This window comes from Rhodococcus sp. CX (genome assembly GCF_015865005.1).
GTDB lineage: Bacteria > Actinomycetota > Actinomycetes > Mycobacteriales > Mycobacteriaceae > Rhodococcus.
Genome location: NZ_JADZGH010000099.1, coordinates 95,162 through 106,598, shown reverse-complemented (window position 1 = coordinate 106,598; position 11,437 = coordinate 95,162). Strand labels below are relative to the sequence as shown.

9 protein-coding genes and 1 pseudogene are annotated in these 11,437 nt (G+C 69.9%); 3 read left to right on the top strand and 7 right to left on the bottom strand.

Annotated features, from left to right (window positions below; all coding sequences use genetic code 11):
- Nucleotides 1-37: 37 nt before the first annotated feature.
- The 3 genes from I0Q12_RS10940 to I0Q12_RS10930 form a co-directional block, all read right to left on the bottom strand.
- Nucleotides 38-1,573: an FAD-binding protein gene (locus tag I0Q12_RS10940; RefSeq protein WP_197251943.1), complete on the bottom strand. Its 1,536-nt coding sequence runs from the start codon at nucleotides 1,571-1,573 to the stop codon at nucleotides 38-40.
- A gap of 171 nt (nucleotides 1,574-1,744) precedes the next feature.
- Nucleotides 1,745-2,392, bottom strand: a complete 648-nt coding sequence (locus tag I0Q12_RS10935) for a CoA transferase subunit B (RefSeq protein ID WP_197251942.1) — start codon at nucleotides 2,390-2,392, stop codon at nucleotides 1,745-1,747.
- Entirely contained in the window at nucleotides 2,389-3,135 is a 747-nt protein-coding gene (locus I0Q12_RS10930) for a CoA transferase subunit A (RefSeq protein ID WP_197251941.1), read from the bottom strand. Before I0Q12_RS10930 ends, I0Q12_RS10935 begins: the two co-directional genes overlap by 4 nt.
- Before the next feature lie 74 nt (nucleotides 3,136-3,209).
- Here I0Q12_RS10930 and pcaD point away from each other — a divergent pair.
- The 3 genes and pseudogenes from pcaD to I0Q12_RS10915 all read left to right on the top strand — a co-directional run.
- Nucleotides 3,210-3,968, top strand: a pseudogene (gene pcaD, locus I0Q12_RS10925) (3-oxoadipate enol-lactonase); the annotation flags it as partial.
- Nucleotides 3,969-4,049: 81 nt separating this feature from the next.
- Nucleotides 4,050-4,880 carry an IclR family transcriptional regulator gene (locus tag I0Q12_RS10920; protein ID WP_197251940.1) on the top strand — a complete coding sequence of 277 codons (831 nt, stop codon included), beginning with the start codon at nucleotides 4,050-4,052 and terminating at the stop codon, nucleotides 4,878-4,880.
- Between the two features lie 24 nt (nucleotides 4,881-4,904).
- A complete protein-coding gene (locus tag I0Q12_RS10915) occupies nucleotides 4,905-6,116 on the top strand; it encodes an acetyl-CoA C-acetyltransferase (protein WP_197251939.1) in 1,212 nt (403 codons plus the stop codon).
- A 73-nt stretch (nucleotides 6,117-6,189) separates the two neighbouring features.
- Here I0Q12_RS10915 and I0Q12_RS10910 read toward each other — a convergent pair whose 3' ends face one another.
- From I0Q12_RS10910 to I0Q12_RS10895, 4 genes are all read right to left on the bottom strand, one after another.
- Nucleotides 6,190-7,227 carry an NADP-dependent oxidoreductase gene (locus I0Q12_RS10910; RefSeq protein ID WP_197251938.1) on the bottom strand — a complete coding sequence of 346 codons (1,038 nt, stop codon included), beginning with the start codon at nucleotides 7,225-7,227 and terminating at the stop codon, nucleotides 6,190-6,192.
- A gap of 47 nt (nucleotides 7,228-7,274) precedes the next feature.
- Nucleotides 7,275-9,731, bottom strand: coding sequence for a glycosyl hydrolase (locus tag I0Q12_RS10905; protein ID WP_197251937.1), 2,457 nt, complete (start codon nucleotides 9,729-9,731; stop codon nucleotides 7,275-7,277).
- Nucleotides 9,731-10,723, bottom strand: coding sequence for a DUF1839 family protein (locus I0Q12_RS10900; protein ID WP_197251936.1), 993 nt, complete (start codon nucleotides 10,721-10,723; stop codon nucleotides 9,731-9,733). Before I0Q12_RS10900 ends, I0Q12_RS10905 begins: the two co-directional genes overlap by 1 nt.
- A partial coding sequence (locus I0Q12_RS10895) for a hypothetical protein (RefSeq protein WP_197251935.1) occupies nucleotides 10,720-11,437 on the bottom strand: 718 nt, incomplete at its 5' end. The genes I0Q12_RS10895 and I0Q12_RS10900, both read right to left, overlap by 4 nt.

Genomic DNA, 11,437 nt, shown 5'->3' with positions numbered 1-11,437 from the left:
TCCCACCGCCACAAAGGCACACGGGCGGCGAAGCCGCCTAGCGCTTCGCCATGTCCCGTACCGCCACGTGCGCGAACAGCATGCTCGCGCCGATGGGGTTGCCGCCGCCCGGGTACACCGTGCCGCTGACCGCGGCCATCGTGTTGCCCGCCGCGTACAGGCCGGGAATCGGTTCACCCGCGGGGGTCAGGACCCGCGCCGACGTATCGGTGCGCAACCCGCCCTTGGTGCCCAGATCGGAGATCCCGAACGCCGCCGCGTGGAACGGGCCCTTCTCGATCGGGACCATCGGGGACTGCCCGCCGGAAAACGCGCGGTCGTACGGTTCGTCGCCGCGGCCGAAGTCCTCGTCGACGCCCTCGGCGGCCATCTCGTTGTAGCGGGCGACGGTCGCGACCAGTGCGTCGGCGGGGACCCCGATCTGTTCGGCGAGTTCCTCGAGGGTCTCCCCCGTCTTCCACAGGCCGGCCGCGACGTACTTCTCGGGTTCGACCATCGGCACGTTCGTCGCCTGGACGGGCGGAACACCGCCGTCCTTGTCGTCGTAGATCATCCAGAACGGCAGGGTCAGCGAACCGGCGTCCATCTGCGCGATGACATCGCGGCCGAGTCGGTCGTAGGGCGCCGACTCGTTGACGAAACGCTTGCCGCCCTGGTTGACGAAGATGCCGCCCGTGAACCACAGCGCGAACGCGGAGCGCCCGTCCGGGTGGGTCATACCGGGCGACCACCAGGCCTCGCCCATGAGATCGACGTCGGCGCCGGCGGCGATGCCCGCCTGGTGTGCCTTACCGAGATTCGACCACGGCCCCATCGAATCCCGCGCCTCGCCGGGCACGCCGTACTCGGCGCGCATGGCGTCGTTCTGCTCGAACCCACCGGCCGCGAGCACGACACCACGACGGGCACGGATCGCGCGACGCTCACCGTCGTGTTCGACGATGCCTCCGACGACCGCGCCGTCCTCGACGACGAGATCGACCAGCGGCGTGTTCAGATGGGTGCTGACACCGGGGAACTTCTTCAGCGCCACCAGGAATCGGCCGACCAGTGCGCGGCCGCCGATGAGGTGACCGGGGAGGGGTTCGCCGTTGCGTTCGCGGCCGAGGGGGCCGCGGATGGACTCGTTGAGGTCCTCGATCCCCTTCGCGGACAACGGCGACGGAATGATGTGACGGCCGGTCGCGCTGGCCTTGGGCGCCTTGCCGAAGTAGTCGGGCCACGGCAGGACCTGGAATTCCAGGTCCGCGTCGATTTCGAGATAGTCGACGAGCGAGGCACCCCCGGTGACGAACGCATCCTGCAGTTCGCGGGGGGTGCGGTCGCCGACCACCGCGTGGAAGTAGGTGAGGGCGTCCTCGATCGTATCCTCGTCGCCGGCGCGGCGCAGCACCGCGTTCGTCGGGAACCACATGCCGCCGCCACCGGAGTAGGCAGTGGTGCCGCCGAACTGCTCCGATGCTTCGACGAGGATCACCGACAGGCCCTCACGGGCGGCGGTGTAGGCGCCGCAGCATCCACCTGCTCCCGACCCGACGACGAGCACGTCGCATTCTTCCGCCCAATCCACCACGCTGCCTCCCGAAGACCGTTCCCTGAATGGTTGATCACGGTAGGCGCAGCCGACGGCTCGCGGGACGGAATGTCCTACTGGGCGGGAAGTTACCCGGGCGGGTGCCCGCCGCGGAAAACACAGCGCCGCCCGCCGACCCCCCTGCAGGTCGGCGGACGACGCGGTCGAGCGCTAGACGGTCAGCGTCGCGGCAGTTGCGGCGACGACCTCCTCGACACTCACTCCGGGGGCCGTCTCGACGAGCTTCAGACCCTCGTCGGTGACGTCGATGACGGCCATGTCGGTGATGATCCGCTGGACGCAGCGCTTGCCGGTGAGCGGCAGCGTGCATTCCTCGAAGATCTTCGGCTCACCCTTCTTCGTGACGTGTTCCATCATCACGATCACGCGCCGCGCGCCGTGCACGAGGTCCATCGCGCCGCCCATGCCCTTGACCATGGCGCCCGGGATCATCCAGTTCGCGATGTCACCCTTCGCGCTGACCTGCATCGCACCGAGGACAGCCACGTCGATCTGGCCACCGCGGATCATCCCGAAGGACTGCGACGAGTCGAAGAACGATGCGCCGGGCACGACGGTGATGAGTTCCTTGCCGGCGTTGATGAGTTCGGGGTCGATCTCGTCCTCGTACGGGTACGGGCCGACACCGAGCACACCGTTCTCCGAGTGCAGAACGACCTCGATGCCCGGGTCCAGGTAGTTCGGGACCAGCGTGGGCATACCGATGCCGAGGTTGACGTACTGGCCGTCGGACAGTTCCTGTGCGACGCGCGCGGCCATTTCCTCGCGGGTCAGTTTCCGGGTGGCTGCCTGGGTCATGAACGGACCGTCCTGTTCTCGATGCCGACGGTGACCGGCCCGACCGGCACGACGCGCTGCACGTGGATGCCGGGGGTGTGGATCTCGTTGGGATCCAGCTCGCCGGGTTCGACGAGGTATTCGACCTGGGCGATGGTGATGCGGCCCGAGGTCGCGGCCGGAGGGTTGAAGTTGCGGGCGCTCTGCCGGTAGACGAGGTTGCCGTGGCGGTCGCCCTTCCACGCGTGGACGAGGGCGAAGTCGGCGACGATGCCGCGTTCCATCACGTAGGTGACGCCGTCGAACTCGCGGGTCTCCTTCGGCGGGGACGCGACCGCGATGCCGCCGTTGCCGTCGTAACGCAGGGGCAGTCCGCCCTCTTCGACCTGGGTGCCGACACCGGCCGGGGTGAAGAACGCCGGGATGCCCGCGCCGCCGGCGCGCATGCGCTCGGCGAGAGTGCCCTGCGGGGTCAGTTCGACCTCGAGTTCACCGGCGAGGTACTGGCGCGCGAATTCCTTGTTGGAACCCACGTAGGAGGAGATGGTGCGGCGGATGCGGCCCTTCTCCAGGAGCACCCCGAGCCCGAAACCGTCGGTTCCGCAGTTGTTGCTGACCGTCTCGAGGTTGGTGGCGCCCTGCTCGAGGAGGGCATCGATGAGGATTTCGGGGACGCCGACCAGGCCGAATCCGCCGACAGCGATCGTGGCGCCGTCCGGGATGTCGGCTACGGCCTCGGCGGCGGTGGCAACGACTTTGTCCATGACCCTAGAGTAGCGCGTTCCGTACGCAATGTGAACCCTCGTACGTATCGCGAACAACGGCTATGCTGGGGGACATGACCGTCACGCTCAATCACGAACGGCACGGCGACCCTGCCGCCGCACCCGTGGTGCTCCTCGGCTCGCTCGGATCCGACCTGTCGATGTGGGCACCCCAGATCGAGGCCCTGTCGGCCGTCGCGCACGTCGTCGCCGTCGACCACCGCGGACACGGGAAATCCCCTGCACCCCAAGGCCCCTACACCCTCGACGACCTCGGCGGCGACATCCTGGCGCTGCTCGACGACCTCGGCCTGGACTCCGTGCACTTCGTCGGGCTGTCCCTGGGCGGGGCCGTCGGACAGTGGCTCGCCGCGCACCACCCCGAGCGCGTGCGCACGCTCACCCTGCTGTGCACCTCCGCCGCGTTCGCCCCGCCCGGACCGTGGCACGACCGCGCCGCGACCGTGCGCACCGCGGGTCTGGCCTCCATCGCCGAATCGATCGTCGACCGCTGGTTCACCCCCGGCCTGCGCGACCGCGACCCGGCACTCGTCGCCCGGCACGTCGACATGGTGAAGTCGACGACCGACGAGGGCTACGCCGCGTGCTGCGAAGCACTCGCGGGCTGGGACGGCCGCGACGACCTCGCGCACATCACCGCACCCACCCTGGTCGTCGCCGGCGAGCAGGACCCCGCGACACCGCCCGCCACCATGCGGGCACTCGCCGACGGCATCGCGGACGCCACCTTCCACGTCGTCGACCCGGGCGCGCACCTCGCGAACGTCGAACAGGCCGAACGGATCACGGAACTGGTGCTCTCCCACATCGCCCGCACCCCGGACGGTCGCTGAACACACCCGCGGACACGTGGAAGTATTCGGGCACACCGACACCAGGGGGATCTCCGGACCATGAGCGAAATCGACGCCGCCGCCGCGCCGCAGCAGAACCAGTCGCCCGACGGCACTCCCGCCGCGTCACCCGACTTCGTGCAGTCGCTGGCGCGCGGGCTGGCCGTCGTCAAGGCGTTCGACGCGACGCACCCGCGGCGCACCCTCAGCGACGTCGCCAAGGCCACCGGCCTGACCCGCGCGACCGCCCGCCGGTTCCTGCTGACCCTCGCCGAACTCGGCTACGTCCGGACGGACGGGTCGCTGTTCTGGCTGACACCGCGGGTACTCGAGCTCGGCTACAGCTTCCTGTCCAGCCTGACGCTGCCCGACGTCGCGCGGCCGCACCTCGAAGCGCTCGCCTCGGCGGTGCACGAATCGACGTCGGTGTCGGTGCTCGACGGCGACGACATCGTGTACGTCGCGCGGGTACCGGTCAGCCGGATCATGACCGTGTCCATCACGCTCGGCACCCGCTTTCCCGCGCACGCGACGTCGATGGGTCGCGTGCTGCTCGCGGGCCTGTCCCCCGAGGAACTCGACGCCTATCTCGACCGCGCCGACCTGAGGCCGCTGACCGGGCGAACCGTGGTGACGCCGGACCAGCTGCGCGCCGAACTCGCCACCATCCGGCGCGACGGCTTCTGCATCGTCGACCAGGAACTCGAGGAAGGGCTGCGGTCGCTGGCCGCACCGATCCGGGACGCCTCCGGCACGGTGGTCGCCGCCGTGAACATCTCCACCCACGCCGCCCGCTACACACTCGACACGGTTCGCGACGAACTGGTCCCCGCGGTCGTCGCGACCGCCGCTGCGATCTCCACGGATTTCGCACGTACCCAAACCCATTAGAAATCAACGGAACCGAGGAAGAATATGCTCGACGCAGTGATCTGCGAACCACTCCGCACCCCGGTCGGCCGCTTCGGCGGCGTGCTGAAGGACATCGCCCCGGAGGATCTCGCAGCCACCGTCATCCGCGAAATCATCACGCGCACCGGAATTTCCGGCTCGGACGTCGACGACGTGATCCTCGGTCAGGCATCCCCGGGTGGCGAGGCCCCCGCGATCGGCCGCGTCGCGGCACTCAACGCGGGGCTGGGCGTGGACGTTCCGGGTCTCCAGGTCGACCGTCGATGCGGCTCCGGCCTCCAAGCGATCATCCAGGCCGCGATGCAGGTCCAGACCGGCGGCAGCGACCTCGTCCTCGCCGGCGGCGCCGAATCGATGAGCCAGGCCGAGTTCTACGCCACCGGAATGCGCTGGGGCGTCAAGGGTGAAGCCGTCGCACTGAACGACCGCCTCGCCCGCGCCCGCGTCACCGCCGGCGGCCGCGACTTCCCCGTTCCCGGTGGCATGATCGAGACCGCCGAGAACCTGCGCGCCGAATTCTCCATCTCCCGCGAGGATCAGGACGCACTCGCGGTGCAGTCCCACCAGCGTGCTGTCGCCGCCCAGCGCAGTGGCGTGTTCGCGGAGGAAATCGTCCCGATCGCAGTGCCGCAGCGCAAGGGCGATGCGGTGGTGGTCGATACGGACGAGCATCCGCGCGCCGACACCAGCATGGAATCGCTCGCGAAACTCCGTCCCATCCGCGGCCGGATCGACCCCGACTCCACCGTCACCGCCGGCAATGCCAGCGGCCAGAACGACGGCGCTGCTCTCGCCATCGTCACCACCCCGGAGAAGGCCGCACAACTCGGTCTGCGACCGCTGGCCCGCCTCGCCGGCTGGGCGGTCGCGGGAGTGCCGCCGCGCACCATGGGCATCGGCCCGGTCCCGGCGACCGAGCAGGTCCTGAAGCGCCTCGGCCTGACGCTGCCCGACCTCGACGTCATCGAACTCAACGAGGCGTTCGCGGCCCAGACGCTCGCCGTCACCCGCACCTGGGGTCTCGAACCGGACGATCCGCGGCTGAACCCGAACGGCTCGGGCATCTCGCTGGGACATCCGGTCGGCGCGACCGGCGGCCGCATCCTCGCCACCCTGCTGCGCGAACTCGACCGCCGCGAGGGTCGCTACGGTCTCGAGACCATGTGCATCGGCGGCGGCCAGGGTCTGGCCGCGGTGTTCGAGCGCATCGCCTGAACCCAGCACCTCGCCGGAACAGTGACGGGAACCGTCATTCGGCCTTGGCCGGGTGACGGTTCCCGGCACCCGGTCAGGACTCCGGAGCGACCTTCACGACGAGCTTGCCGAAGTTCTTCCCCTCGAGCAGCCCGATGAACGCCTCCGGCGCGGCATCGAGCCCCTCGACGATGTCCTCCCGGTACCGCAACCTGCCGCTGCGGACCCACTCGGAGGCGTCGCGCAGGAAGTCGTCGTGCATCTCGCGGACGAACTCGGACTGGATGAATCCGCGGACGGTCAGGCTCTTGACCAGCACCGTCGAGAAGAACGCCGGCAACCGGTCCGGCCCCTCGGTCGGGAGGGTGTTGTACTGCGCCACCAGACCGCACACCGGCATCCGCGCATACAGGTTCAACAGCGGGATCACCGCCGCCTGGACCGGTCCGCCGACGTTCTCGAAGTAGACGTCGATGCCGTCCGGCACCGCCTCCCGCAGGCACTCGACGAAATCGGGGGCACGGTGGTCGACGGCCGCATCGAACCCGAGGTCGTCGAGCAGATGCCGGCACTTCTCGGGGCCGCCGGCGATCCCGACCGCGCGTGCGCCCTTGATCTTCGCGATCTGCCCGACCGCGGAGCCGACGGGACCACTCGCCGCCGCGACCACGACGGTCTCGCCCTCCTTCGGCTGCCCGATCTTCAACAGGCCGGAGTAGGCGGTGAAGCCGGGCATGCCGAGCACACCAAGTGCCGTCGACAGCGGCGCCGCCTCCGGATCGAGCTTCCGCACGGCCCGCCCGTCGACGACGGCGTGCGTCTGCCAGCCCGTTCCCGCCAGCACGTAATCACCCTCGGCGAGGTCCGGGTGACGCGACGTGACGACCTGCGCGACCGTCGCCCCCACCATCACGTCACCGAGTTCCACGGGCGGCGCATAGGACTTCGCGTCGCTCATCCGGCCCCGCATGTAGGGGTCCAGCGACAGGTACACCACCCGCACCAGGATCTGACCGTCCCCGGGTTCGGGAACGTCGACGGTCTCGGTGCGGAAGTTCTCCGGGGTGGGTGCGCCGACCGGACGGGAGGCAAGGACGATCCGGGTGCTCTGGACGTTCGTGGAGTCGCTCATGCCCCTCAGTCTGCCCGCCCGACGCGATACCTGTGCGCCGGTTCCCCTCACGCGGTGGACACGGCGGCGGTCGCGGCCGAATTGAGCGCACGCACGCGCCCCGCGACCGTTCGAGCCTCGCCCGTCCGCCGCAGTGCGACGGTGCGGCGGCCGCCGGGCGGCAGGTGGAACCACGAGTCGGCGGGTTCGAATCCGCGCAGTTCGAGCGCCACGTACTGGGCGGCACCGTCGGTCGCGACCTCCAGTAACCACTCACCGGACTCCGATTCGATTGCGGTGGCGGACAATCCGATTCCGCGTTCGTACGGGCGCACCGCTCCTCCGACCAGGTACACGTCCTCGGACAGCACGCTGCCGTCGGCCGCGACGAGCCGCGCCGTGACGGATTCGTAGGTCTGCGGTCCGAACCGATACGTGTGGGTGACGTCGGTGAAGCGGCCGAGCAGTTCATCGAACGACCACGTGGACGCGCTGTGCGGGCCGAGTTCCACCGGCAGCGTCTCCTCGTGCGCGACGACGCCGCTGCGCGCGTGCACCAGCAACTCCAGTCGCGCCTCGACCGCAACCCCGGTGTCGTTGAACGCGTCGAGGCGCAGACCGTCGAGCCCGTCGTCGCCGAGGAGCACCGCGACCGGCGCCCAGATGCGCCGCAGCACGAACCACGGGGCCTTCGGCGCACCGGAACGCTCGAGCACGCCCCAGCCGGCGCCCGGCTCGAGGTCGCGCGCCGCAAGGATCAGCGCGCCGTCGCATCGCGAATCGGGGCGACGCCAGAACGCCAGGGTCGCGGCGAACGCCTCGCACACGGCGGCCCGCCCGAGATCCAGGTACCGCTCCGGGTCCGACCATCGCACGCTCGCCGGATCCTGATCGAAGACCATGCGCACGTAGTGATCTCGCACGTCCTCGAAGTCCCAGGACGCACCGTGGTCGCGCGGCACGGCCGCCTTCCACCGCGGGTGGTGCCCTGCGACCGCGACCGTCCCGAAATCCGCCTCGATCGCCTCGTTGCCCGGCGGGATCGAGAACGCGAGGCATTCGGCAGCGAATCGCACACCCGCAGAACGCACGTCGGTCAGCGGACGCCGGTACCCGCCGACACCGAAGTAGTGCGCGATTCCCGACCCGACGTGGGTGGGCAGGGCCTGCGACCCGGGCGGGGCCGACGGCGACGACGGCACCCACACCGCCCCCGGCGCCTCCGCCGCGACGACCGCGGGCAGCCACTCGTCGAGCGCGGCCATGGGCGGACGCCCGAGACCGAGCATCGTGGGTTGTTGTTCGGTCTCGCTGCCCCCGCACACGACGGCGAGCGCGGGGTTGCCGGCCACGGCCCGCAGCACACCCCGCACCTCGTCGACGAGAAGTGCTCGGAACTCGTCGGTTTCGGGCGGGTCGGTCGTCGCGAGCATCACGTCCTGCCACACCAGGATTCCCGATTCGGCGCACGCCGACCAGAAGGCGTCGTCCTCGTAGACCATCGTGCCCGGAATGCGGATCAGGTTGACACCGGCGTCGACGCACCGCTCGAGGACGCGCCGGGTTTCCTCCGGCGAGGACAGGCCGACAGGGTCTGCGGGCGTCCACACGAGACCGCGACAGAATACGTCGATGCCGTTGATGCTCAACCGGAATCCGCCGTCGGATCGGTCCACGTCGAGGTCGCGGAAACCGACCACACCGACGTCCACGCGGCGCCCCGGCACGTCCAGCGAGACCGGATACAGCACCGGCTCACCGTGGGTGTGCGGCCACCACCGGCGCGCGTCGGGCACCTCGACGCGGGCCCGGACCCGGCTGCCGCTCTCGACCGTCGCCGAGGCCACGGCGGTGCCGACCCGCATCGTCACCGAATCACCCACCACGACACGGGACAACGTCACGTCCAGTTCCACGACACCGCAGTCGCCATCGACCGTCGTGCGGATCCGGCGGTCGACGAGGCGCGGCGCACTCGCATCCTCCAGCGCGACGCGACGCCACGGCCCGACGGGAGCCGGCACTCCCGAGAACACCGGAGCGTGACCGAGCATCGTGGTCCGGATCCACCGCAACCCCTGCGCCCGGATCATCGACGACCGCCACCGTCCACGCGGGCGCCTCTTCGCGAGTGCCGCATCGAGGGACGCGAAACTCAGTGCCACGAAGACATTCTCGGGGAGGCAATCGAGTTCGACCACCAGCGGAACGAACATCGACTCCGACACGGCGACCCGCTCGCCTCCGACCCACACCTCGGCCAGGGTAGCGAGACCGTCCAGCTCCAGTCGCCACGGCCCGGTGCCGGATCGCTGTACCTGCGTGACGAACCACCAGTCGGAGGCGTCCGTGCGCGCCTCGCGGGCGGCCGTCGCACCGTGCGCGGTGCGGATCGCTCCGGCCGCGGTACCGGGCACCTCGGCCACCAGCCGGGGGCCGACCTCGTCCGGCAACCGATCCGGAGAGAGCACCGCCCCCGGAGGCGTTGCGACACAATGCCAGACGGCTCCGTCGAACAGATCCATCAGGCCGGCCCGGACACCCGGCTCGGAACGGCCTGTCCGGCGGCCGCCGCGACGACGGTCATCGCACGCTGCCACGCGTCGGCCATCGCGTCGAGTTGTTCGGTGGGGTCGACGGCACGTCCCCGCGCCGCGCGGGCCATCCGGAACTGCACGGCCTTGGCGCCGTCGGCGACCGTACGGAAATCGTCGATCGCACGGCCCGCGTCCGGATATCCGGCGTTCTGCATGTAGGCGCACACGTCGGCGGCGAGTTCGGCGGTCGCACCGCACTGGCGCAGCACCCCGAACGACCACCGGTGGAATCCGTCCACGCCTGCGGCGCCGAGCCATTCGACATCCGCGACGACACGGGCTGCGAGGTCACGCACCGGGTTCCCCCGAGGCCGGGCACGCAGGTGCCGGCGCAGTGCCGTGTCGAATGCGTCGACGTTCAGCGTCGCACCCGGACGGAACCGGATCTGCTCGACATACGGCGGCCACGCCGGCGGGCCCGGCTCGTCGAGGCCGAAGACACCGCGGAAGTCGGCGCCGGTGAGGCGATGACAGCCGCTGTTGTGGAAGTACTGGAGTTCATCGCGGTCGCGGTCGACGAGGACCGGCACGATCGTCGTCTTACCGTGCGCTTCACGGTATCCGGTGCCGGCGGCGTCGGGCAGCCAGAACGAGTCGACCTCGACGGTGGAGAGCATTCCCGCGGCCGCGTTGTCCTCGATATGCTCGATCGGTCGCCGCCACACGTTCATCTCGTCGACCTCGATGCCGTACAACGCGAAGAGATCCTCGGGCTTGAACTTGAGGAATGTCCACTGCGCACCGTCGAATCGGGCGCCGAACGCGCACACCGCCACCGGCACCGGGTCGAGACCCAGCGAGTGCAGGATCTCGATCCACAGGTCGGCGTAGCAGTTCGTCTCGGTCCAGATGCGGTTGCCCCCGTGGATCGGGTGCGGGACGTAGTCGTCGGCAGAGACCCCGAGGAGCCGGACCGTCACGGGAACATCCTGTCCTTCACCGCGACCGGCCAGCGGTCCGGGTCGAATCCGTGGGTGCGCAGCAGCGCGAGCGCGATACGTTCCATCCCGAATCCCACACACGCACTGTGCGCGACGTCCCCGTCGGCCGTGGTGATACCGAAGGTGTCGCCGAAGTGGTCCTGGTGGCAGTTGCAGGACACGACGGCCGTACCGTCCCCGAGGTCGCCGTAGAGGCGCACCGTCAGTTCGGTCTTGAGGTTCTCGTGCCGCTGGTTCGCGGCGAGCATCCGCCCGGCACGCCCGAAGAACGGGTCGTTCGCGACCTCCGCCGTCGCGTCGAGATCCAGATCCGTGAGCACCTCGAGTCCCCGTTCGATCCACGAATCACGGTGCCGGGCAGCATCGTCCGCGTTGCCGATACGCACGAACTCGTGCATCCGGAAGGCCTGCATGCGCGCCGGGTCGACGGCCGGTTCGTGGCGGAAGCAGTAGCCGTACACGTCGAGGAGTTCGCCACCGTCCCGCAGGGTTCCGCTGTACCGCGCATAGGCGGGGTGGCAGGCGGCGGAGACGAGGACGGTCTCGGCCGGTTCGAGCCACGGATCCCACGCCTCGCCGTGCGACCGCGCCGCGAGCAGTTCGGCATGATCGGCGTTGCTCCCGGCGAAGGTGTTGATCGCCCCGGTCAGGTGCGGGAACGACGCGATGTAGTCGGTGCGCTCGAAGCTGGTG

Bases quoted from the DNA above. Each gene is read 5' to 3' on its own strand.
- I0Q12_RS10935 (WP_197251942.1), bottom strand. From the start codon at position 2,392: ATGACCCAGGCAGCCACCCGGAAACTGACCCGCGAGGAAATGGCCGCG.
- I0Q12_RS10930 (WP_197251941.1), bottom strand. From the start codon at position 3,135: ATGGACAAAGTCGTTGCCACCGCCGCCGAGGCCGTAGCCGACATCCCG.
- I0Q12_RS10920 (WP_197251940.1), top strand. From the start codon at position 4,050: ATGAGCGAAATCGACGCCGCCGCCGCGCCGCAGCAGAACCAGTCGCCC.
- I0Q12_RS10915 (WP_197251939.1), top strand. From the start codon at position 4,905: ATGCTCGACGCAGTGATCTGCGAACCACTCCGCACCCCGGTCGGCCGC.
- I0Q12_RS10910 (WP_197251938.1), bottom strand. From the start codon at position 7,227: ATGAGCGACTCCACGAACGTCCAGAGCACCCGGATCGTCCTTGCCTCC.
- I0Q12_RS10905 (WP_197251937.1), bottom strand. From the start codon at position 9,731: ATGGATCTGTTCGACGGAGCCGTCTGGCATTGTGTCGCAACGCCTCCG.